The organism is Pseudoalteromonas luteoviolacea CPMOR-1 (genome assembly GCF_001625685.1).
In the GTDB taxonomy this organism is placed as follows: domain Bacteria; phylum Pseudomonadota; class Gammaproteobacteria; order Enterobacterales; family Alteromonadaceae; genus Pseudoalteromonas; species Pseudoalteromonas luteoviolacea_K.
Window position 1 is genome coordinate 241,329 of sequence record NZ_AUYC01000020.1, and the last position, 24,267, is coordinate 265,595.

At 41.1% G+C, this 24,267-nt stretch carries 20 protein-coding genes; 13 read left to right on the forward strand and 7 right to left on the reverse strand.

The window, feature by feature from the left end; translation table 11 throughout:
- Positions 1-21: 21 nt before the first annotated feature.
- A complete protein-coding gene (gene clpA / locus N473_RS08150) occupies positions 22-2,286 on the forward strand; it encodes an ATP-dependent Clp protease ATP-binding subunit ClpA (protein ID WP_039608986.1) in 2,265 nt (754 codons plus the stop codon).
- 151 nt (positions 2,287-2,437) lie between these two features.
- On the opposite strand, the gene infA is transcribed toward clpA, so the two are convergent.
- The 4 genes from infA to trxB form a co-directional block, all read right to left on the reverse strand.
- Positions 2,438-2,656, reverse strand: a complete 219-nt coding sequence (gene infA, locus N473_RS08155) for a translation initiation factor IF-1 (protein WP_010560183.1) — start codon at positions 2,654-2,656, stop codon at positions 2,438-2,440.
- 89 nt (positions 2,657-2,745) lie between these two features.
- Positions 2,746-3,450 carry an arginyltransferase gene (locus N473_RS08160; RefSeq protein WP_063367478.1) on the reverse strand — a complete coding sequence of 235 codons (705 nt, stop codon included), beginning with the start codon at positions 3,448-3,450 and terminating at the stop codon, positions 2,746-2,748.
- Positions 3,443-4,159 (reverse strand): leucyl/phenylalanyl-tRNA--protein transferase, encoded by a 717-nt coding sequence (aat, locus tag N473_RS08165; RefSeq protein ID WP_063367479.1) that lies wholly within the window; start codon positions 4,157-4,159, stop codon positions 3,443-3,445. The genes N473_RS08160 and aat overlap by 8 nt, the downstream gene beginning before the upstream one ends.
- Positions 4,160-4,250: 91 nt before the next feature.
- Positions 4,251-5,201 carry a thioredoxin-disulfide reductase gene (gene trxB, locus N473_RS08170; protein WP_039608983.1) on the reverse strand — a complete coding sequence of 317 codons (951 nt, stop codon included), beginning with the start codon at positions 5,199-5,201 and terminating at the stop codon, positions 4,251-4,253.
- A gap of 255 nt (positions 5,202-5,456) precedes the next feature.
- Here trxB and pssA point away from each other — a divergent pair, with 255 nt between their 5' ends.
- The 4 genes from pssA to N473_RS08190 all read left to right on the forward strand — a co-directional run bounded on the left by pssA (position 5,457) and on the right by N473_RS08190 (position 10,381).
- The gene (gene pssA, locus N473_RS08175) at positions 5,457-6,782 is read left to right on the forward strand and encodes a CDP-diacylglycerol--serine O-phosphatidyltransferase (protein WP_063367480.1); all 1,326 of its coding nucleotides are present in this window, start codon (positions 5,457-5,459) and stop codon (positions 6,780-6,782) included.
- Between the two features lie 428 nt (positions 6,783-7,210).
- Positions 7,211-8,482 (forward strand): ergothioneine biosynthesis protein EgtB, encoded by a 1,272-nt coding sequence (egtB, locus tag N473_RS08180; protein ID WP_063367481.1) that lies wholly within the window; start codon positions 7,211-7,213, stop codon positions 8,480-8,482.
- Positions 8,479-9,477 (forward strand): L-histidine N(alpha)-methyltransferase, encoded by a 999-nt coding sequence (locus tag N473_RS08185; RefSeq protein ID WP_063367482.1) that lies wholly within the window; start codon positions 8,479-8,481, stop codon positions 9,475-9,477. Before egtB ends, N473_RS08185 begins: the two co-directional genes overlap by 4 nt.
- A 127-nt stretch (positions 9,478-9,604) precedes the next feature.
- Positions 9,605-10,381, forward strand: a complete 777-nt coding sequence (locus N473_RS08190; RefSeq protein ID WP_269202333.1) for a PhzF family phenazine biosynthesis protein — start codon at positions 9,605-9,607, stop codon at positions 10,379-10,381.
- A gap of 86 nt (positions 10,382-10,467) precedes the next feature.
- Here the strand turns inward: N473_RS08190 and nrdA are convergent, their stop codons facing one another.
- The 3 genes from nrdA to ubiG all read right to left on the reverse strand — a co-directional run bounded on the left by nrdA (position 10,468) and on the right by ubiG (position 14,442).
- Complete coding sequence (nrdA, locus tag N473_RS08195) at positions 10,468-12,753, reverse strand: class 1a ribonucleoside-diphosphate reductase subunit alpha (protein ID WP_063367484.1); 2,286 nt, start codon at positions 12,751-12,753, stop codon at positions 10,468-10,470.
- Between the two features lie 334 nt (positions 12,754-13,087).
- Complete coding sequence (locus tag N473_RS08200; RefSeq protein WP_063367485.1) at positions 13,088-13,735, reverse strand: HAD family hydrolase; 648 nt, start codon at positions 13,733-13,735, stop codon at positions 13,088-13,090.
- Positions 13,732-14,442: a bifunctional 2-polyprenyl-6-hydroxyphenol methylase/3-demethylubiquinol 3-O-methyltransferase UbiG gene (ubiG, locus tag N473_RS08205; protein WP_063367486.1), complete on the reverse strand. Its 711-nt coding sequence runs from the start codon at positions 14,440-14,442 to the stop codon at positions 13,732-13,734. Before ubiG ends, N473_RS08200 begins: the two co-directional genes overlap by 4 nt.
- Before the next feature lie 181 nt (positions 14,443-14,623).
- On the opposite strand from ubiG, the gene gyrA reads away from it, so the two are divergent.
- The 8 genes from gyrA to lapB all read left to right on the forward strand — a co-directional run bounded on the left by gyrA (position 14,624) and on the right by lapB (position 24,251).
- Positions 14,624-17,299 carry a DNA topoisomerase (ATP-hydrolyzing) subunit A gene (gyrA, locus tag N473_RS08210; protein ID WP_063367487.1) on the forward strand — a complete coding sequence of 892 codons (2,676 nt, stop codon included), beginning with the start codon at positions 14,624-14,626 and terminating at the stop codon, positions 17,297-17,299.
- Between the two features lie 191 nt (positions 17,300-17,490).
- Entirely contained in the window at positions 17,491-18,573 is a 1,083-nt protein-coding gene (gene serC, locus N473_RS08215; protein ID WP_063367488.1) for a 3-phosphoserine/phosphohydroxythreonine transaminase, read from the forward strand.
- Positions 18,573-19,853, forward strand: a complete 1,281-nt coding sequence (gene aroA, locus N473_RS08220) for a 3-phosphoshikimate 1-carboxyvinyltransferase (protein ID WP_063367489.1) — start codon at positions 18,573-18,575, stop codon at positions 19,851-19,853. Before serC ends, aroA begins: the two co-directional genes overlap by 1 nt.
- A gap of 158 nt (positions 19,854-20,011) precedes the next feature.
- A complete protein-coding gene (gene cmk, locus N473_RS08225) occupies positions 20,012-20,719 on the forward strand; it encodes a (d)CMP kinase (protein ID WP_063367490.1) in 708 nt (235 codons plus the stop codon).
- 95 nt (positions 20,720-20,814) lie between these two features.
- On the forward strand, positions 20,815-22,482 hold the full coding sequence (rpsA, locus tag N473_RS08230) for a 30S ribosomal protein S1 (RefSeq protein ID WP_039608972.1): 1,668 nt from the start codon (positions 20,815-20,817) through the stop codon (positions 22,480-22,482).
- Positions 22,483-22,542: 60 nt separating this feature from the next.
- Positions 22,543-22,833 (forward strand): integration host factor subunit beta, encoded by a 291-nt coding sequence (ihfB, locus tag N473_RS08235; protein WP_023401704.1) that lies wholly within the window; start codon positions 22,543-22,545, stop codon positions 22,831-22,833.
- Positions 22,834-22,848: 15 nt separating this feature from the next.
- Entirely contained in the window at positions 22,849-23,118 is a 270-nt protein-coding gene (locus N473_RS08240; RefSeq protein WP_063367491.1) for a LapA family protein, read from the forward strand.
- Positions 23,115-24,251: a lipopolysaccharide assembly protein LapB gene (lapB, locus tag N473_RS08245; RefSeq protein WP_063367492.1), complete on the forward strand. Its 1,137-nt coding sequence runs from the start codon at positions 23,115-23,117 to the stop codon at positions 24,249-24,251. The genes N473_RS08240 and lapB overlap by 4 nt, the downstream gene beginning before the upstream one ends.
- The last annotated feature ends 16 nt before the right edge of the window (positions 24,252-24,267 follow it).

Sequence of the window (24,267 nt, forward strand, 5' to 3'; positions counted from 1 at the left end):
TATTCTCGTTGGGGGTTGCCAATGCTAAATAAAGATTTAGAAATTACACTTAACACCGCGTTTCGTGAAGCTCGTACTCGTCGTCATGAATTTATGACGGTGGAGCATTTATTACTTGCACTGATAGATAACCCATCTGCAAGTGAAGCGCTCAATGCTTGTAGCGTAGATACCGACAGTTTGAAAAAAGATTTGTCGGAGTTTATTGATGAAACAACGCCGATAATCCCTGAGCTAGAGGAAGACAGGGAGACTCAGCCCACGTTAGGTTTTCAACGTGTTTTACAAAGAGCAGTGTTTCATGTCCAATCTTCTGGTAGAAATGAAGTTACCGGCGTCAATGTATTAGTCGCAATTTTTTCAGAGCAAGAAAGCCAAGCCGTCTATTTGTTAAAAAAAGCGGATGTCAGCCGTTTGGATATAGTGAACTTCATCAGCCATGGTATTTCGAAATCTGATGATGATCCAGAGCCTGAAGAGCATGAGGACATCAATGAAGAAGGTGCAGAAGTTCAAGGCGAAGAGAAAACCAAGTTAGAGAACTTTACTGCAAATTTAAATGTGCTAGCAAAAGCAGGGCAGATTGATCCATTGGTTGGTCGTGATCAAGAAGTAGAAAGAACCATCCAAGTATTGTGTCGTCGTAAAAAGAATAACCCTTTGTTAGTGGGTGAAGCGGGGGTTGGTAAAACAGCAATCGCGGAAGGTTTGGCATATCGTATTGTTAATGATCAGGTGCCAGAAGTCATAGAGGACGCTGTTGTTTACTCATTAGATATGGGGGCACTTCTAGCAGGTACAAAATATCGGGGTGATTTTGAAAAGCGTTTTAAAGCGCTATTGAAAGAGCTTCAAGCAAAACCAAACGCGATTTTATTTATCGATGAAATTCACACAATCATTGGTGCAGGTGCTGCATCAGGCGGCGTGATGGATGCATCAAATTTAATTAAGCCATTACTTTCTAGTGGTAAACTTCGTTGTTTAGGTTCTACAACGTATTCTGAATTTAAGAATATATTTGAGAAAGACAGAGCTTTAGTCCGTCGTTTCCAAAAAATCGATGTGGTTGAACCGAGTGTTGCTGATACAGCGAAGATCTTATACGGCCTCAAAGACCGTTATGAAGAGCATCATGGTATTCGCTACACACAAAAAGCGTTGAAAGCGGCGGCTGAGTTAAGTGCTAAATATATCAATGAACGTCACCTACCAGACAAAGCGATTGATGTTATTGATGAAGCGGGCGCAAACCAACGCTTACTGCCAATGTCTAGACGCAAAAAAACAATTGGCGTATCTGATATAGAACAAATTGTTTCTAAAATTGCCCGTATCCCTCAGCAAAATGTGTCGTCAAGCGATAAAGAAGTCCTTAAAAACCTCGATAGAAACCTGAAAATGTTGGTTTTCGGTCAGGACGAGTCAATCGATGCACTTACTTCTGCAATTCGTTTATCACGCTCAGGCCTTGCTAATGAGGAAAAGCCAATTGGTTCATTCTTATTTGCAGGACCTACTGGTGTTGGTAAAACGGAAGTCACTAAGCAGCTTGCTAAATGTATGGGAATTGAGTTCATTCGCTTCGATATGTCTGAATACTCTGAGCGCCATGCGGTGAGTCGTTTGATCGGTGCCCCTCCAGGTTATGTTGGTTTTGAGCAGGGCGGTTTGTTAACAGACTCTGTCATCAAACATCCTCACGCTGTTGTGTTACTGGATGAGATTGAAAAAGCGCATCCTGATATTTATAACATCTTATTGCAGGTAATGGATCATGGTACGTTAACTGACAATAATGGGCGTAAAGCAGACTTCCGCAATGTTATATTTGTTATGACAACAAACGCTGGTGTGCAAGAGACGGTGAGAAAGTCTATAGGTTTCCAACAGCAAGACCACTCTCATGATGCAATGATCGAAATTAATAAAGTATTCACGCCTGAATTTAGAAACAGACTTGATAACATTATTTGGTTTAATCATTTAGAGAAAGAGGTTATCCTTCAGGTTGTTGATAAGTTCATTGTTGAGTTGCAAGCTCAATTAGATAAAAAGTCGGTTAACTTAGAGCTTACCAATGAGGCAAGAGACTGGATTGCTGATATTGGCTACGATAAAGCAATGGGTGCGAGACCGATGGCACGTATTATCCAAGACAATCTCAAAAAGCCGTTGGCGAATGAAATTTTATTCGGCTCACTTGTTGATGGCGGTAATGTAAAAGTAACTGTGAAAGCGAACGCGCTTGAGTTCAATTTTGAGCAAGAGTTAGTGTCTGCATAGCCTTGCGTTTGGGTTGTGGCAGCCGTTGCTATGAACTTAACAAGCGGCTGCATACTTTTACCATGCTATAAAAGCAAAAAACCTAGCCAAGGCTAGGTTTTTTGCTACATACGTCTTATAGCATCAAAATGATGCTGGCGAGACGGCAGAATTAACGTGCACGGAAAACGATGCGACCCTTGCTTAAATCGTAAGGAGTTAATTCTACAGTGACCTTGTCACCTGTTAAAATACGGATGTAGTTTTTGCGCATCTTACCAGAAATATGAGCCACAACTACGTGACCATTTTCTAATTCAACACGGAACATTGTATTTGGTAAAGTATCAAGGACCGTGCCTTGCATTTCAATAACGTCTTCTTTCGCCATTTGGAGCGTATCACCTCTGTATAAGTTTATCGTTGGAGATTTTGCCCAAAAGCACACAATAAGTAAAGGTAAGAGCTTAAATTAGTAACTTAAATATTTACCCATGTATCTTCTTTAAGCTGTTGAGCAGGGGAAAACTGCTTTTTGTAGCGCATTTTTTTACATTCGTCTATTTGGTAACCTAAATAAACGAAGTCTTTGTTTTCTGCATTGGCCAGTTCAATTTGGGCCATTATCATGATTGTGCCTAGACTTAGGTGTTCAAACTCAGGGTCAAAGAAGGTGTAAATTGCTGATAATGCATTTGGCATAGTGTCAGTTACTGCAACACCAATGAGTGTTTTCTTATGCCATAGCTCGATGAATGAGATAGGCATCCAACGACAAAATAGGAAGCTTTCATATTGCAACCTATTTGGTGGGAACATTGTGCCATCGCTGTGTCTTAGGTTTATGTATTTTTCGTAAAGTGGGAAATAGTTGTCTTTTTCTTCAAAGCTGACTTTTACGCTGAAGTCACTGTGTATTTTATTGAATTTCCGCTTTTGGGATTTAGAAGGTGTATATTGCTTTGCTAGTACACGTATCGATTGGCAGGCACTGCATAATGGGCAATGGGGGCGATATATTTGGTCGCCACTGCGTCTAAAACCTAACGATAATAATGCTTCAAACCGCGTAGCTGTATAGCATTCACTGTCTAAAATTACCAATAGTTGCTCTTTTCTATCTGGTAAGTAGCTGCAATCAAACTGTTGACTGAGGCCTATTTTAGAAGGAAAGTGTTCAGTCATATATTGCCCCTATGTCTTGTGGTTGCCACATGGTTTGTACAGGGTGATATCCACTTGCTTCTTTTAGTTTAGTCAAAAATTCATCTCTGGGAATGACTTTTGCGCCCATTGAGCTCAAATAAGGGTTATCTAATTGGCAATCTATAAAATGGGCATTGTGCTTTTTTAGCCAATTTACCAATGCCCACATTGCTAATTTAGATGTATTGGGTTGACTGTGAAACATGGATTCACCACAAAATACACCAGAAACCATTATGCCGTAAAGGCCTCCTGCTAGCTCGCCATCAACCCAAACCTCTAAGCTGTGTGCAAAGCCTTCTTGGTGGGCTTGGCAGTATGCTTTTAACATGTTTTTGTTGATCCAAGTACCTTCGTCATTCAATCGCTGCTCTCTACACTGTGTAATGACTTGTTCAAACGCCTTGTTGATCGTGACTTTAGGGTTTAGTTTATTTTTGGCTTTTCTAAGAGTACGGCCGATGTGAAAGTCATCAAGCTCAATTATTCCCCGTTCGCTAGGCGACCACCACATAATGGGCTCTCGCTCATTAAACCAAGGGAAAATGCCGAGCTGATAGGCTTTTTTTAACCTGAGCGTGTTTAGGCAACCGCCGATTGCGAGTAAGCCATCGGGTTCTTTTAAGGCATAGTGACAGGGTGGAAATATGTAGTCTGTTAGAGATAAGTGGAACAACTGTTGTGTCATAGGTGACTTAAGTTTCGTTTCAGAAGGTAGCTAAAATAAGTTTAGCAAATTGAAGAGTAAAGCACGCCATCAATTATGGCGTGCTGGGGCATTATTTAAGGTTGTCTAAATAACGCTCGGCATCAAGGGCTGCCATACAGCCTGTACCAGCTGATGTGATAGCCTGACGGTAAATGTGATCAGATACATCACCTGCAGCAAATACACCTTCTACGCTAGTTTGAGTGGCATTACCGTTTAAACCTGACTCAACAACAAGGTAGCCGTCTTTCATTTCTAGCTGACCTTCAAACATATCTGTATTTGGCTTATGACCAATAGCGATGAATACACCAGCTAAGTCTAGGTCTTCAGTTGCATCAGAGTTTGTATCTTTGATGCGAATACCTGTTACACCCATATCATCGCCAAGTACTTCGTCTAAAGTGCGGTCAAAATGAAGAACAACATTGCCGTTTTTCGCCTTCTCTAATAGACGGTCAGATAGAATTTTTTCACTACGGAAGCTATCTCTGCGGTGAACAACATGCACTTCGTCTGCAATGTTGGAAAGGTAAAGTGCTTCTTCAACAGCTGTGTTACCGCCGCCTACTACTGCCACTTTCTGACCTCTGTAGAAGAAACCATCACAAGTTGCACAAGCTGACACGCCACGACCTTGGAAATTTGTTTCAGACTCAAGGCCAAGGTATTTAGCAGATGCACCTGTTGCAATGATCAAAGCATCACATGTGTAAGTACCTTGGTCACCTGTAAGGGTAAACGGGCGTTTTGTCACGTCAACTTTATTGATGTGATCGAAAATAATTTCCGTTTCAAAGCGTTCAGCGTGCTCTTTCATACGCTCCATAAGAGCTGGACCAGTTAAACCGTGAGCATCGCCAGGCCAGTTTTCTACTTCTGTTGTTGTTGTTAGCTGACCACCTTGTTGCATACCTGTGATTAATACAGGGTTTAAATTTGCACGTGCTGCGTATACAGCCGCAGTGTAACCAGCAGGGCCTGATCCAAGGATCAATAGTTTACAGTGCTTATCACTCATTAATTTCTATCCTAAAATTTAGTATTAGCATTACAATGATGCCGATTCTAAGTAAATCAACCCAGAAGTAAAATAAAAATCAAATAAAGCAAATCTAGAAATTCTGATCTTGTCAAATATAGTGTACTTGATGGAAAAGTAAGCCAATGAAGCGTAAATTGTCGGATCTTCATGACCTTTCTATTTTTTTTTGTTATGTTTTAAAGAATTTTTTTTGCTACTAAATTATCTGTAGCCCAAAGTTAAAAGGTGTATATGGCATTTTGGCAGGATAACTCTGGCTTTGCTCTCCAAGCGAGCAGCTGTAGAGTCTTAACAGACGCTAAGCATTATCACAGCGAGCTTTTGTCTCTTATTCGTAACGCAAAGAAGCGAGTTTATATTGCTGCATTGTATTTACAAGATGACACGGCAGGCCAAGGAGTATTAACTGCGTTGCATGAGGCATCGCTTCAAAATCCAGAATTAGACATTAAAATATTAGTGGATTTTCATCGGGCACAAAGAGGGTTGATCGGCGAGGCAAAATCGGAAGGGAATGCACGCTTATACTGTGACTATTTGGAAAAGTTTAATTCAAATGTAGAGGTGTATGGCGTACCTGTTAAAGCGAAAGAACTCTTTGGTGTTTTGCATTTAAAAGGGTTTGTGATCGATGACACTGTACTTTACAGTGGCGCGAGTATTAACGATGTCTATTTACATCAAGAGGATAGATATAGACTAGATCGCTATTTTCTCCTCGACAACGCAAAACTTGCTGATAGCTTCACGGACTTTATTGAAAAGCACCTATTATCTTCGGAGGCTGTGCCTAGAATTGATAGCAGACCATTAAAGCCATTTAGTGAAATTAAGTTAGCTCAAAAAAAGTTAATGCGTTCACTAAAAAGAGCAAATTATGACATGTCTGAAGCGGATGAAACTAATGCACTAAACGTGAGAGCGTTTTTAGGTTTTGGACGAAGAACGAATAAGTTAAATAGGCTAATCAAAACGCTCTTTGATACCACAGAGCAAGAGCTGATTCTTTATACGCCTTATTTTAACTTTCCGGCACCTTTAGTGCGTTCTTTACGTCGGCTTTTGAAGCAAGGTAAGTCAGTCACGATCGTCGTTGGTGATAAAACCGCGAATGATTTTTATATCTCACCAGATAAACCGTTCAGTCGAATCGGCGCGCTTCCTTATCTGTATGAGCGTATTTTGCATAAATTCTTGAAGTCGCAAAAAAAGTATATAGAGCAAGGGTTACTCAATGTGTACTTATGGAAAGATGGTGACAACTCGTTTCATTTAAAAGGCATCAATCAAGATAATCAAGTGCACTTGATGACAGGCCACAATTTAAATCCGAGAGCATGGGGCTTAGACATCGAAAATGGCATCTTAATAGAAGATAGAGCACAAGAGCTGAAAGCCTTTATTGACACCGAAAAGCAAGCGATTTTATCCCATTGCAGAAAACTGTCTGGGCCTGATGATATTGAAACATTGCAAGATTATCCGGCACCTGTGCAAAAGATTTTAGGGCAGGCAAAACGAGTCAAAGTGGATTTTATCATCAAAAAGTTCATTTAGTATTTGTCACGCTTAAAGTCAATGAGAAAAAACGACCAACTTTGTGTGGTCGTTTTTATTTTGCATATCGTTATGCTTTTTTCATCGCATTCACCAATAGACGGCTGAAATCATTTTCAACCTTTCTCTCATAAAAATGTCATGTAATTCAATCACACTAAAAAGTATCACTGGCTGTCTTTTAGTCTACTGACTTTTCAAATATTGAGCATTGAATTTCCCACATTGTGCCATGCAAAAACTTGACACAATGTGGGGCTTAGACAATCTTAAATGTGCACATGATAATTTGGTTCTTGGCAATTCGATTGTTTAGCCCTTGCCAGTGCTTGACACGATAAGTGCAGTACATATGAGCCTAAAACATGGATATGCAAAGATGTTCCATGAATAGACGATAACGATAAAAATCTACAATTAGGCGGTTTATGACTTGGCTGCACTTAAGTTTACATGAAAAGGGTCGGTATTTTGTGAATGAATACCACCGGATCCGCGAACATACGACTGCATTATGTACTAATTTGAAAGCCGAGGACTACACAGTCCAACCGAGCTGTGATGTGAGTCCTCCAAAGTGGCACTTAGGGCACACAACCTGGTTTTTTGAGGAATTGATACTGGTAAAAAACTTGCCTGGTTACGTCAGATTTGATGAGCAGTATCGATATCTATTCAATTCTTATTACAAGTCTGCCGGCGAACATTGGCTGCAAAGTCATCGCGGAGACTTATCAAGGCCAGCGGTAGATGAAATCAAGCGGTATAGAGGGTATGTTGATAAACATATACAGATATTGCTATCTCAAGATTTGGTGAATGAATCGCTTTATAGCCTATTGGAAATAGGGTTACACCATGAGCAGCAGCATCAAGAGCTGCTTATGATGGATATCAAGTATATCTTTGGTTGTAACCCTTTAGCGCTGACGTATTCTAATAGTCACTTTGAGTGTGCGCAGGTGGGGGAATCTCAATGGTGTAGTTTCACTGAGGGGATATATGAAATTGGGGCTGGCGGAGAAGGATTTGCTTATGACAATGAAAAACCGAGACATAAGAGTTACAGCTACCCCTTTATCATTGCTGACAACACAGTGACAAATGGCGAATACCTTTCATTTATTGAGGCTGGTGGTTATGACAGGGCTGAATTCTGGCTTAGTTTAGGTTGGGATTGGTTAAAGCATAATGGCATCAAAAGTCCACTTTACTGGCGCGAAATAGAGGGGCAATGGTATGAGTTTACACTATATGGCTTGATGAAATTGGACCTTAATGCCCCAGTGACCCATGTTAGCTACTTTGAAGCTGATGCTTATGCAAATTGGGCGGGCATGAGATTGCCAACGGAGCAAGAGTTAGAAATTTATATGCAAGTGGACAGCGCCAATTTAAATAAAAATATAGTTAAGACCGAAGCCATAGGCCAACTAATATTTCATCCTAATAATAGCAAAGCACGTTTTGGCCAAATTTGGTGCTGGAGCAAAAGCCATTACTCTGGATATCCGGGGTATAAGCCATATCAAGGGATGTTAACAGAATACAACGGCAAATTTATGTGTAATCAATTTGTCTTGAAAGGCGGGTGTGTAGCAACACCGACAGGGCACTACAGACATAGTTATCGCAACTTTTATCAACCACATCAGCGCTGGATGTTTTCTGGCATCAGACTCGCAAAGGATATTGAATGACGCATTTTAGATTATTGACGCAAAACCCTTATGAAGAAGTAGCACCTGATGACCAGCTGGCAATTGATGTATTAACGGGGTTAAGTGCAACGCCGAAGCACCTGTCTGCAAAGTACTTTTATGATGATACGGGTAGTGAAATTTTTCAAAAAATTACTCAGCATAAAGACTACTACTTGACTGCGAAAGAAGTTGAAATCATCACCAATATTAACAAGCAACTGGCTGATGTGATTGATGAGCAAGAAATCGATATTATTGAACTTGGTGTTGGAGATGGTCACAAAAGCCAGCTCATTATTGATGGTTTTTTGCAAAGCGGCTGCAAGGTGAATTTTTATCCGATTGATATCTCAGAAAAAGCCATGCTGATGCTACAAGAAAATATTGTTCCGAATGATAATTTGACTATTCGCGGTGTGATAGCAGAGTATTTTGATGGGCTAAAGTTGGTAAGAGGCCAGTCTGCAAACAAGCAATTAGTTTTATTTTTAGGTTCAAACATAGGTAACTTTAATCGTGAGCAAAGTCTTGGTTTTCTTAGGAAACTATGGGCTAGCCTTAAAGCAGACGATTTTATATTTATTGGGTATGATTTAAAGAAAGATGTGCAGAAGCTTACTGCTGCTTATAATGATAAAGATGGATTAACTGCGCAGTTCAATCTCAATTTATTGAGTCGTATAAACAAAGAGTTAGGCGCGAATTTTAAGCTAGAAAAATTCCAACATTTTGGTGTTTACAACCCTGTTTTAGGTGCAATGGAAAGCTATGTACTGTCTACTGAAAAACAAGAGGTTTATATCTCGGCTCTGCAACGAGCATTTCAATTTGATGCATATGAAGCGATCCATTTAGAGTATTCATATAAATTCTCAACGAAAGATATAAATCAGTTATCTCAACAAACGGGTTTTAAAGTGGTGAAGCATTTTACCGATAGCAATGCGTATTTTGTCGACTCCTTATGGCAGGTTGCCAAAGAAGAACGATAATAAATATTTGGTCTTTGGTAAGTAAAAGTGAGGGGGAATTGCTGTACATGGCTCTGCATTAACACACCTACAGCATTTAAACCTTTAAAATAGATACAGCTCATGTTTAGGGTTTCTCAATATGAGAATGTGCGGTCTTCGGCGAGTATTTTGCTCGGATAGCTACATGGGGAATCTTGCATTTGTGGCTAAATGTGATGGCCATGGTGAGTTTCGCGATACACAATATCTTCATCGTATTGCGATCGCTAATAAAGTAGCTGCAACCGCTTTTGTTGTTCACTATGGTAATGGGAGTTATGGGATTCGGTGGTTTTCGTCATACGGGGAAATTCAATTTTGTGGGCATGCGACGCTTGCAGCGGCTGATGTGTTAACCTGTGACTTTGAGGTAGAGCAGGATGAAATCATTTTTAAATCATCGCATCAGATAATACGCGTGTTCAATGAGGGTGAAAATCTTTACGCCATGTACTTGCCTTCAGCAAGGCTTAAAATGACGGCGAATTTTCTTCAAATATCACCGTTCTTTAATCAAACCCTGAGTCATGTGAAGCAAACAGAGCCTAGCGACGGGTATTTTGTAGCGCAAGTAGCCGATAAACAAAGCCTGATCGAACTAAACTTTGATGCCAAGAAATATAGTAAATGCACTCGCAGGGCGTTGCTCGTATCTACAAATGATGGCTTAGATAGCAACGGTTTGTATTTTAGATATTTTGCTCCTCAATATGGTAGCAAAGAAGATCAAGCAACTGGATCTGCAGCGCCGTTATTGGCGTCTTTTTGGAAAATACCACAAAATACGTTGTTTAATTGCTATCAGCTCTCCCTAAACGGTGCATTTTATCAGATTTGTAAAAAAGCTCAGCATACCTGTGTAAAGGCAACAGTAATCAAATAAGGGTTAAAAATTAGTAGGGTTTGGATCCAGTGTGCTCATATTAAAAAGCCCAGCTTGTAAGCTGGGCTTTTTAATCATAATGCTTGTTAGATCTTACAAGCGCCGCCTTCACAGCCATCATCTTCTGGCTCAGGCTTTAACTCGTCTTGGGCATCCGCAGCACCATCACGTGTATTGTGGTAGTAAAGTGTCTTAACCCCTAGCTTATATGCTGTTAATAAGTCTTTAAGCAATAGCTTCATCGGTACTTTTCCGCCTTCAAACTTAGTTGGGTCATAGTTTGTATTCGCAGAAATAGTTTGGTCTACAAACTTTTGCATGATACCAACTAGGCCTAAATAACCATCGTTAGAAGGGATGTCCCATAGCAATTCATACTGATCTTTCAGTTTCTCATATTCTGGTACAACTTGTTTTAAGATACCGTCTTTACTTGCCTTAACACTGATATGTCCACGAGGTGGTTCAATACCATTAGTTGCATTTGAAATTTGCGACGATGTTTCAGAAGGCATTAGTGCTGACAATGTTGAGTTTCTCATACCATGCTCTTGCACGCTTGCTCTAAGTGTGTCCCAATCAAGGTGAAGTGGCTCGTCACAGATTGCATCGATGTCTTTTTTATAAGTATCGATCGGCATAATACCCTGAGAATACGTTGTTTCGTTAAACTTAGGACAGGCACCGCGCTCTTTTGCAAGCTCATTGGACGCTTTCATCAAGTAGTATTGAATCGCTTCAAACGTTTTATGCGTTAGGCCGTTTGCGCTACCGTCTGAGTATTTTTTACCATTTTTAGCGAGGTAATAAGCAAAGTTAATAACACCAATACCTAGAGTACGACGTCCCATTGTTGCAGTGTGAGCAGCTGGAACCGGGTAGTCTTGGAAATCTAATAGGTTATCAAGCGCACGTACTGCAAGTTCTGCCAGCTCTTCTAGCTCAGATAAATCTTCGATTGCACCTAAGTTAAATGCAGAGAGTGTACATAGCGCAATTTCACCTTCTGCGTCATTTACGTTGTTCAACGGCTTAGTTGGAAGTGCAATTTCTAAACATAAGTTAGATTGGCGAATTGGCGCAACTTTAGAGTCAAACGGGCTATGCGTATTACAGTGGTCTACGTTTTGTAAATAAATACGACCTGTGCTCGCACGCTCTTGAGCAAACATAGAGAATAATTCGATGGCTTTGATGCGCTTTTTACGGATTGATTCATCTTGCTCGTACTTTACATATAGCTCTTCGAAAAGCGTTTGGTCTTCAAAGAACGCATCGTATAGTCCCGGAGTATCCGAAGGGCTAAACAGAGTGATGTAATCATCTTTAAGTAGACGTGCATACATCGTTTTGTTGAACTGAACGCCGTAATCAAGGTGACGAACACGGTTTTCTTCAACACCACGGTTATTTTTTAGAACCAGTAGGTTTTCAACTTCTAAGTGCCAAAGTGGGTAGAATAAGGTTGCCGCACCACCTCGTACACCGCCTTGTGAACAGCTTTTCACTGCTGTTTGGAAGTGTTTGTAAAATGGGATACAGCCAGTATGGAAAGCTTCACCATTACGGATAGGGCTACCAAGTGCACGAATGCGACCTGCATTTACACCGATCCCAGCACGTTGACTTACGTACTTAACAATGGCAGAAGAAGAAGCGTTGATTGAGTCTAGGCTATCATCACACTCAATCAGTACACATGAGCTAAACTGACGCGTCGGTGTACGAACGCCCGCCATAATCGGTGTAGGTAATGAGATTTTAAATTGTGAAACAGCGTCATAGAAGCGTTTGATGTAGTCTAAACGCGTTTCTTTTTCATAATCTGAGAATAGGCTAGCAGCTACTAATATGTATAAAAACTGCGCGCTTTCATAAATTTCACCAGAAACACGGTTTTGTACTAAATATTTACCTTCTAGCTGTTTTACAGCAGCGTAGCTAAAAGTCATGTCACGACTATGGTCAATATAGTCATTTAACTCATTGAATTCTTCACGAGTATAATCTTTCAATAGGTGTTCGTCGTAGCGCTTGTCGTCGACAAGTTTAGCAACATGATCATATAAGTGCGGCGGCTCAAATTGACCGTATGCTTTTTTTCTTAAATGGAACACTGCTAGACGTGCTGCAAGATATTGATAATCTGGAGTGTCTTTAGATATTAAATCTGCTGCTGCTTTAATGATTGTTTCATGAATATCTTCAGTACGGATCCCATCGTAAAACTGGATATGAGATTTCAGTTCCACTTGAGAAACGGAAACATTGTCTAGGCCTTCGGCAGCCCAAGTAATAACACGATGGATTTTATCTAAATCAAGCGGCTCTTTGCGACCGTTTCTTTTACTGACAGATAATTGTTGGTTCATAAGCTATGCCCGTATTCCCAAATTCTTATATTGGCTAGGAAATCACCACTAGATATGGTGCCTATTTGAAAGTGCATCACAAGATAGTGTGGTTGATATTATTTTGCAATAGAACAACTTCACTCAAATTGTGGATAACATTGGGATAAATTACCAGTGTTAGTGTTTACTAACCTTCTGCTATCCACGGTGTCTGAGTGCGTAAAAAAATCAACTTCAGTTCAGTAATTTTTGCCTTTTTTTAGCAAAAAAACTGAATGATTTTTTTATGTTCAATTCTTTACCCAAATAAGTGTAAGACACAATATGTAGTGTCTCAAATTATAATTTCTCACTATATGTGCGAAATTATGTCTGTCGGGTGGTTTAAGTTAAGATCGGCCTGCCAAGACTGAGCCTCCTCTAAGGAGGGTATAAAGCCCCATAGTGCTGCTATTGAGCGCATTTTGGCGGCTTTTGCTGCTGCGATATCACGCTCAGCATCACCGACATAGGATGCTTTTGATGCAGGAACCCCCAGTTTTTCAGCGGCAAACAATAGTGGGTCAGGGTGAGGTTTAGCAACCTCAAGCGTATCACCACATACAACGACTTCGATATTTTTTAGCGTATCAATATGCTTTAACAGCGGAAAAGTTAAAAACTCTGGCTTATTGGTTACGATGCCCACTGCAACGCCATTTTGATGTAAGTGCTGCAAGAGCTTGTCAATGCCGGTGAAGCAATGGCTATGAATCGCAATATTACTTTCATAATAGTCTAAAACTTGTTGTCTCAAGGTAGTTAAGTCATAGTTCTTTAACTTTTCTTTAAAGCCAACTTCAAGCAAAGCTTTGACACCATCAGATATTGCGGGACTGTACTCACTTTTAGACAGTGTTGGCAACCCATGTTCTTTGAGCACATGGTTTAGCGCAGCGCCTAAATCATCACTGGTGTCGAGTAAAGTGCCGTCTAAATCAAATAAAATAGCTTTTGTCATGCTAATTTCTCAAAGTGAAGTAAGTAATTGACGCTTACGTCATCTGTTAAAGTAAACGTTTTAGTGAACGGATTATAACTAATGCCTGCCGAAGCGCGCACTTTTAGTCCATGTTGCTCAGCCCAACCAATTAAAGTTGAAGGGCGAATGAACTTGTTATGATCATGCGTACCTTCAGGGACCATTTTTAACAGTTTTTCAGCAGCTACTACTGCTAATAGATACGCTTTATGTGTTTTGTTCAATGTAGAAAAGAATACGCTGGCTCCCGGCTTTGCGGCTTTTGCGACGGCGGCAATGATGGCTGACGGGTCTGGTACATGCTCTAACATTTCCATACAAGTAACGACATCAAACTGTTCAGAGTGCTGCTCAGCGAAAACTTCAGCAGGTATTTTTTGATAATCTACATTAACTCCACTTTCTAAGCTGTGTAGTTTAGCCACATTTAAAGGCTCTTGGCCCATATCGATACCAGTGGCCTCTGCGCCAAGCTTAGCCATACTCTCAGTTAAGATCCCGCCACCACATCCAACATCAAGTACTTTCTTCGAGAACAGTCCTGCGCTTTTATCGTTAATAAAGTCTAACCTTAACGGGTTGATATCATGTAGCGGTTTAAATTCTCCTTCAGTATCCCACCATCTTTCAGCGATTTCTTCGAATTTTGCGATTTCTTGATGGTCTACATTTTGATGTTCGGTCATAAAAAGCTTCCTCGTTTATCTGGGCGCATTGTATTGGCTATTTATAAAAATACCAGACATTTTACGACTGCAAATTGAATTTACCTGTGTTACTATCGGCAGCCGAATAAATAATAACTTAACCCTTTGTTGCTATTAGTGTGACACAAAAGGGCAAGACTCTGAAGGAAAGTGGTATCAAATGACTGATCTCGCCAATGAAATCCTCCCGGTCAATATTGAAGATGAATTGAAAAATTCATACCTTGATTACGCAATGAGCGTAATCGTAGGGCGTGCATTGCCAGACGTACGTGATGGACTGAAACCAGTTCACCGTCGTGTACTTTTCGCAATGAACGAGCTACGAAATGACTGGAACAAACCTTATAAAAAATCAGCTCGTGTAGTCGGTGACGTCATCGGTAAATACCACCCTCATGGTGATAGTGCAGTATACGATACAATCGTACGTATGGCTCAGCCATTCTCATTACGCTACATGCTGGTAGACGGCCAGGGTAACTTCGGTTCTGTCGACGGTGATTCAGCAGCGGCAATGCGTTACACAGAAGTCCGTATGGCAAAGATGTCTCATGAACTTCTTGCTGATCTTGACAAAGAGACTGTCGACTACGTACCAAACTATGATGGTACAGAGCAGATCCCTGATGTGCTACCAACTAAAGTGCCAAACTTATTAGTGAATGGTTCTTCAGGTATCGCAGTTGGTATGGCAACAAACATTCCGCCACATAACCTAACTGAAGTGATCAATGGTTGCTTAGCAATTATTCAAAACCCTGATATCACTATTGAAGAGCTGATGGAATATATTCCAGGCCCTGATTTCCCAACTGCGGCAATCATCAGTGGTAAAAAAGGCATCGAACAAGCCTATAAAACTGGCCGTGGTAAGGTTTACATCCGTGCTCGTGCAGAGATTGAGACGGACGAAAAAACCGGCAAAGAGACGATTATTGTCCATGAGATCCCTTACCAAGTTAACAAAGCACGTCTTATCGAGAAAATTGCTGAGCTAGTAAAAGATAAGAAAGTGGAAGGTATCAGTGCATTACGTGATGAGTCTGATAAAGACGGTATGCGTATTGTTATTGAAATCAAGCGTGGTGAAGTAGGCGAGGTTGTTCTTAATAACCTATACGCTCAGACACAGCTACAAACCGTGTTTGGTATGAACATGGTTGCGCTTGATAACAATCAACCTAAGTGTTTCAACTTAAAAGAAATGCTAGACGCGTTTGTTATTCACCGCCGCGAAGTGGTCACACGTCGTACGGTTTATGACCTGCGAAAGGCAAGAGACAGAGCGCACACGCTTGAAGGTCTAGCTATTGCGCTTGCAAACATCGACCCAATCATTGAGTTAATTCGTAAGTCGCCAACACCATCTGAAGCAAAAGCGGCGTTAACCGCGCGTGCATGGGAGCTTGGTTCTGTTGCACCTATGCTTGAGCGAGCTGGAGAGCAAAATGTAGCAAGACCTGATTGGTTAGCAGATGAGCTTGGTATCAGAGATGGTCAATATTACCTTTCTGAACAACAAGCGCAGGCAATTCTTGATTTACGTCTACACAAGTTGACCGGTCTAGAACATGAGAAGATTTTAGGTGAATACCAAGAATTATTAGACTTAATTGCTGAGCTACTACACATTCTTTCATCACCTGAGCGTTTGATGGAAGTTATTCGTGATGAGTTGGTTGAAATCAAAGAAGTATATGGTGATGAGCGTCGCACTGAAATTACTGCTGCGGCACACGATATTAGTTTAGAAGACCTAATCAACGAAGAAGATGTCGTTGTAACTCTATCTCACGAAGGTTACGTGAAGTATCAACCTCTATCTGACTACGAAGCACAGCGTCGTGGTGGTAAAGGTAAAGCGGCTACGAGAATGAAAGATGAAGATTTCATCGAACGTCTACTTGTTGCCAATACACACGACACAATACTTTGTTTCTCGACTGCGGGTAGATTGTACTGGTTGAAAGTATATCAATTACCGCTTGCATCGAGACAAGCACGTGGTAAGCCGATTGTTAACTTACTGCCACTTGAGGCAGACGAGCGCATCACAACGATTCTACCTGTGCGCGAGTATGAAGAAGACAAATATGTCTTGATGGCGACAGCTAATGGTACGGTTAAGAAAACACCATTGACTGCGTATAGCCGTCAGCGTGCAAGTGGTATTATTGCAATCAACTTGAATGAAGGTGATAACCTGATTGGTGCTGATATTACTGATGGTAGTAATGACATCATGTTATTTACTGATCACGGTAAAGTAGTTCGCTTTAATGAAAAACTGCGTGATTCAGAAACCGGTGAAGTGAAGCTGGACCCTGAAACGGGCGAGGAAATGTTAGCATTACGTCCTATGGGTCGAACTGCAACAGGTGTTCGTGGTATCAAAATGCCAGACGGAGTGAAAGTTGTTTCACTGATTGTTCCTAAAAATGACGGTGCTATCCTAACAGTCACAGAGAACGGTTATGGTAAGCGCACGCCACTTGAAGAGTACCCCGCGAAGAGCCGTGCGACACAAGGGGTTGTATCAATCAAAGTGACAGAGCGTAATGGTAATGTAGTTGGTGCCGTTCAAGTTGAAGACAACAACGAGATTATGCTTATCTCTAACCGAGGCACCTTGGTTAGAACACGTGTAAATGAAGTATCTACAGTCGGTCGTAACACACAAGGTGTTATTTTGATCCGTACAATAGAAGATGAGCAAGTTGTAGGACTGCAGCGCATTGAAGAAATTGAAGTAGATGATATTGAAGAAGCTGTAATGGAAGATACGCCAGGAGAGGAAACCCCTCCTAGCTCACCAGAACAAGATTCTGAATAATTAAAAAAGCGGCTTAGGCCGCTTTTTTATTAAAAAAATTCAATCTAATTAAATAATTTGTCCCAAATTTTTGTTTTATCTGACCCCGTATTTGATGTAAATTCATAGACTGAAAATTTATTTCCGTGCCGCGCTGTATGAACATTACCCTGTCTTGTTTAGCGGCATGTTTTATTTGGAATGAGGAAAATATGACTGTTTATAACTTTTGTGCAGGCCCTGCAATGTTGCCACCAGCGGTTATGGAAAAAGCACAAGCAGAATTTATCAATTGGCAAGGTCTAGGCGTCTCTGTGATGGAGATCAGTCACCGCTCAAAGCCATTTTTAAAATTGGCAGAAGAGTGTGAAGCCAGTTTGAGGAGGTTAATGAACATCTCTGATGAATTTGAAGTGTTATTTATGCATGGAGGCGGGAGAGGGCATTTCTCTGCAGTGCCGCTGAATTTGCATTTGGATAATGCGCCAGGCGTCTATGTCGAGAATGGCATCTGGTCTGTTGGTGCAACGAAAGAAGGTGCTAAATTCACTCAAGTAGAATCTGTCGATATTCGCACAGATAAAGATGGCCAATTCGATATTTTACCGGTATCAGAGTGGTCATTACCTGAGAATGCGTCATTTATACACTATTGCCCAAATGAGACCATTGACGGCATTGAAATATTTGATGTGCCAAAGCACCCAACAGCGCCTATTGTCGCAGATATGTCTTCGATGATTTTATCTCGTGAAATTAATGTTGATGACTTTGATTTAATATACGCGGGCGCACAAAAGAATATTGGTCCTTCAGGATTGAGCATTGCTATCGTTCGTAAGTCTCTGCTAGAGAGAGAAGGTTTACCGCGACCAGCAATTTTAGATTATGCGATCGAAGCTAAGCAAAATAGCATGTACAACACACCGCCAACTTACGCTTGGTACTTGGCTGCTGAGGTATTTAAGTATCTTGAATCCATTGGTGGTGTGCCTGCAATGGAAAAACACAATCAAGAAAAAGCAGCATTGCTCTATGACTACATTGATAGCTCTGACTTCTATTACAATAAAGTATCCACGACTTGTCGGTCACTGATGAACGTACCATTTTGGCTGAAAGACGATGCGTTAAATGAGCAATTTTTAGAACAGGCAGAACAAAATGGACTCATGGCTTTAGAAGGCCATCGTTTTGTCGGTGGAATGAGAGCAAGCATATACAATGCAATGCCTGTTGAAGGCATCAAAGCATTAATTGAATTCATGAAAAAATTTGCAGCGGAGCATAGCTGATGGAACAGTTACCCTTAAAGCCAATTAAAAAAGTGTCTGGTTCAGTGACGCTTCCGGGATCAAAGAGTTTATCTAATCGAATTTTATTGCTCGCAGCCTTGTGTGACGGCGTCACAGAAGTACGCAACTTGTTAGATAGTGACGACATTCGCCATATGCTGGGTGCACTGGACGTAATGGGTGTAAAGGTCGAACTAAACGATGATAAAACAGTTGCTAAAGTTCACGGTAACGGAGGCCAGTTTAAATCACCAGAACAACCGTTGTTCTTGGGCAATGCCGGTACCGCCTTTCGACCATTAACAGCTGTGTTAGCAGCAACAGAAGGCAAATTCACTTTAACTGGTGAGCCTCGCATGGAGGAGCGCCCGATTGGTCATCTAGTTGATGCATTAGACGTATTGGGTGCAGATGTTACTTACTTAAAAAATGCACATTATCCTCCACTCGATATTGTAGGGAAAAAGCTCAGTGGCGGAACAGTTGAGATTGATGGCAGTATTTCAAGTCAATTTCTAACAGCGCTGCTGATGGCTGCACCTCTATTTGATGGTAATAGTGAAATTAAAATATCCGGCGAACTGGTTTCAAAACCTTACATTGATATCACCTTAGGCGTTATGAAGCAGTTTGGCGTGGTTGTAGAGCATGATAACTATCAAGTTTTTTATGTTAAAGGCCAACAAGGTTACACCTCACCAAATAGTATTATGGTTGAAGGCGATGCGTCGTCTGCGTCTTACTTCGTTGCTGCTGCGGCAATTGCTGGCGGAGAGATAGAAATAAATGGCGTTGGTAAGGCGAGTGTACAGGGCGATATTGGCTTTGCGAAAGTTATGGAGCAAGTTGGTGCTAATGTTGAATGGCATGACGAGAAGCTGGTTGTAACTAAAGGCGATCTGATCGGTGTGGATATTGACGCTAATGCTATTCCCGATGCGGCAATGACGCTGGCAACCGTTGCTTTGTTTGCGAAAGGAAAAACAGCAATTCGTAATATCTATAATTGGCGAGTTAAAGAAACGGATCGTTTATATGCCATGGCCACTGAACTTCGCAAGGTGGGAGCGGAGGTCGTTGAAGGCGAAGACTTTATCGAAATAGTTCCGCCGACAGAATTTAAACTTGCTGAAATTGATACATACAATGACCATAGAATTGCGATGTGCTTCTCTATGGTGGCTGTGGGTGGTCAATCAGTGACGATTAATGACCCAGGCTGCACTGCAAAAACATTTCCGACATATTTTGATGTGTTAGCATCAATTTCACAGCACTAAAAGCTGTAAAAAGAGCGTGTTTTTCACACGCTCTCATACCTAATTAAGATACAAATCTGACAATAGAACAAAAAGTTACATGTTGATAAGGATCTATTCATTAAACTTGCGTATAATAGGCGCCGATTTATATAAGGTGTGCATTTCAGGAGGTTTTAATGCAGGCTGCAATGCCCGTAATCACCGTAGACGGCCCAAGCGGATCTGGAAAAGGAACTGTGTGTCGTTTGTTGGCTGAGAAGTTAAATTGGGATGTATTAGATAGTGGTGCGATTTATCGCGTGTTGTCTATTGCAGTGTTACATCATCAAATCGCGCTGGATAACGAAGAAGCGTTAGTGCCTTTAGCGGCTAACCTCGATGTTCAGTTTATGATTGATAGTGCGTCGAAAAAATCTAAAATTGTACTTGAAGGCGAAGATGTCACGAGTACGATTCGAAATGAAGAAGTGGGTGCCACGGCTTCAAAAATAGCGATGCTTCCACGAGTTCGAGAGGCGCTTCTACGCAGACAGCGAGCATTTAGAACGGAAAATGGCCTTATCGCAGATGGACGAGATATGGGTACTATTGTGTTCCCATCAGCAGAGCTCAAAATTTATCTCACAGCGAGTGCTGAAGAGCGTGCAAAGAGACGCTTTAATGAGTTGAAGGAAAAAGGCCTTGATGTTACACTACAGGGCCTTTTAGAAGATATAAAAGCTCGTGATGAACGAGATATGAATAGAAAAGTTGCACCTTTAGTGCCAGCTGACGATGCTATACATATTGATACCACGACTTTAGATGCTGACCAAGTATACCAACAAGTCCTTAAACTTGTTGATGAAGCAGTGTTGGCCGGCAAACTTCCAAAAGTTAGCTAATTAACCATATCACTGGCAGGGCTGCCGGTGTTTTTTTAACTACCCCATGCAGCATGGTCGCTTATTGGTACATTTATATATGAGACGTATTTAGTATGTCAGAAAATTTTGCGCAGTTATTTGAAGAAAGCCTAAAGGGTTTTGAAGCAGAGCAAGGCTCTATCGTTAAAGGTACAGTTATCTCAATCGAGAACAACATCGTTCTTGTTGATGCTGGCCTTAAGTCTGAAAGTGCAATCCCTGCAGAGCAATTCAAAAATGCTGCTGGTGAACTAGAAGTTGCTGTTGGCGACGAAGTAGATGTAGCACTAGATGCAATCGAAGACGGTTTCGGTGAAACTATCCTTTCTCGTGAGAAAGCGAAGCGTCACGAAGCTTGGATCCGTCTAGAGAAAGCATGTGAAGAGCAAGAAACTGTTATCGGTATGATTAACGGTAAAGTTAAAGGCGGTTTCACAGTTGAAGTTGATTCAATCCGTGCTTTCCTACCTGGTTCACTTGTTGATGTTCGTCCTGTACGTGACACTGCTCACCTTGAAGGTAAAGAGCTTGAGTTCAAAGTAATCAAGCTTGACCAGAAGCGTAACAACGTTGTTGTTTCTCGTCGTGCAGTTATCGAATCTGAGAACTCACAAGAGCGTGAAGAACTTCTTGCTAACCTTGTTGAAGGTCAAGAAGTTAAAGGTATCGTTAAGAACCTTACAGACTACGGTGCATTCGTAGATCTTGGTGGTGTTGACGGTCTACTTCACATCACTGACATGGCTTGGAAGCGCGTTAAGCACCCAAGCGAAATCGTAAATGTTGGTGACGAAATCGCTGTTAAAGTACTTAAGTTCGACAAAGAGAAGACTCGTGTTTCTCTAGGTCTTAAGCAACTTGGCGAAGATCCTTGGGCAGCTATCGCTGGTCGTTACCCAGAAGGCGCTAAGCTTACTGGTCGCGTAACTAACCTTACAGACTACGGTTGTTTCGTTGAGATCGAAGAAGGCGTAGAAGGTCTAGTACACGTTTCTGAAATGGACTGGACTAACAAGAACATCCACCCTTCAAAAGTTGTTTCACTAGGTGATACTGTTGAAGTTATGGTTCTTGAAATCGACGAAGAGCGTCGTCGTATTTCTCTAGGTCTTAAGCAGTGTAAAGCTAACCCTTGGCAGGAATTTGCTCGTCTACAGAACAAAGGCGACCAAGTTACTGGTAAGATCAAGTCAATCACTGACTTCGGTATCTTCATCGGTCTTGAAGGCGGCATCGACGGTCTTGTACACCTATCTGATATCTCTTGGAACACTCCAGGTGAAGAAGCTGTACGTGAGTTCAAGAAAGGCGACGAGATCACTGCAATCGTACTTCAGGTTGACCCAGAGCGTGAGCGTATCTCACTAGGCGTTAAGCAAATCGAAGCTGATCCTTTCAATAACTACCTAGACGCAAACAAAAAAGGTGCTATTGTTAAAGGTAAAGTGACTGAAGTTGACGCGAAAGGCGCAACTGTTGAGCTTGCTGAAGGTGTTGAAGGTTACATCCGTGTAGCTGACATCGCTCAAGAGCGCGTAGAAGATGCAACTTCTGTTGTTTCTGAAGGTGACGAAGTAGAAGCTAAATTTGTAGGTGTTGACCGTAAGAACCGTGCGATCAGCCTATCAGTTAAAGCTATCTTCGAAGCTGAAGAGAAAGAAGCTCTAGAGAAGCTTAAGAAAGAAGAGCCAGCATTCGAAAATGCAATGGCAGCTGCTTTCAAAAATGCTCAAAAAGACTAATTCTTAAGTCTAATCAAGAAGGGCACTTTAGCCCTTCTTTTTTTATTTAAAGGAAACGTTATGACAAAGTCTGAATTAATAGAAAAACTTGCTGAACAGCATGCACATGTTCCTGTAAAAGACGTAGAAAATGCAGTAAAAGAAGTTTTAGAACAAATGGCGGGTTCACTATCTGGCTCTGATAGAATCGAAATCCGTGGCTTTGGCAGTTTCTCTCTGCACTATCGCTCACCTAGAACTGGTCGTAACCCTAAAACTGGTGAAACAGTTGAATTAGACGGTAAATATGTACCACACTTTAAGCCTGGTAAAGAATTAAGAGATCGCGTAAACGCTAGTCTCGAAGGGTAATTGGAGATACCTAATTTGGTTCGAGTTTTAAAAAAGGGACTACTTTTGGTGTTGCTTTTAGTGGCGTTTGTAGTAGGCACACAAAATCCGAATGTTGTTGAAGTAAACTTTATCGTTGCAAGTGCCGAAATGCCGTTAGCGACACTTCTTAGTTTGTGTCTGTTTTCAGGTATATTACTTGGAGTTTTGTTTAATTTAGCCTCAATAGTCAGGTTAAAGCAAAAAAATAATCAATTACATAAAACAAACAACCTATTATTGAATAAAGATCAAAGCAAACCATGATCGAGCTTTTGTTCTTGCTGCTTCCTGTTGCCGCTGCCTATGGGTATGTAATGGGTAAGAACAGTGCTAAAAATTTGGCACATGAGCAAAATAGAAAAATCACATCAGAATACAGTAAAGGCCTAAAATTCTTACTTGATAGAGAGGAAGATCAAGGTCTTGAACACCTTATTCAGCTTCTTGAAGTGTCAGCTGACTCCGTCGAACATTACCTTACTCTTGCAACCTTGTTTAGAAAGCGCGGAGAGCTGGATAGGGCAATTAAAATTCACGAATTGTTGATTGAACAACCCAATCTTGATAAAGAGTTGGTAAAGTCTTGCCGATTAGAGCTCGCCAAAGATTATATTATGGCGGGGTTGTTAGATGGAGCAGAGTCCAATTTAGTTGTCCTCGTAAAAGCGGGCTTTGATGAAGCCTTAGAGCCGATGATTCAGCTCTATTCTCAAACTAGAGATTGGCAAAAAGGCGTAAATATGTATGAAGCATATTCTGAGCTTTTTGCTGATAAGGCGAGTTGTGCAGCAATTGCTAATTTTTACTGTGAAGTCGCAATCGAATCAAATGATACAGAGTACTTTGAAAAAGCAACAAAACTTAATCATCAAGCTGTAAGACCCTTATATGAATTAGGTCTTGATGCTCACGAGCGCCAAGACAATGTCAAAGCCATATATTATTGGCGTAAGCTTACTTCTGAATTTCCTCAAATTGCACCTCTTGTTATCAATGACCTCCAGACATGCTATGAAGCGCTTAATATCACCACTGAATTCTATGGATTAGTAGAAGAACTGCTGCCTAATGCGGGTGTAACCATAAAAATAAAACACTGTCAGGGATTAGTTGAATCTGGAAATGTCGCAGAAGCTATCATGTTTTTGACTGATAGTTTAAAACGAGAGCCTTCCATCCGAGGCTTTAGCTATTTGCTTCAGTTATTGAGTGCAAAGAATGTAAAAATTCAAGATGTGTTAGAAGAGATTGATCATCTAGTTACATCTTACATATCCACTAAGCCGGACTATCAATGCAACAAATGTGGCTTTACGAGTCATAAACTATACTGGTTATGCCCATCGTGTAAAACTTGGGAGTCTGTTGTACCTAGTAGGGGCTTAGATGGATATTAATATTGTATGTGATTCT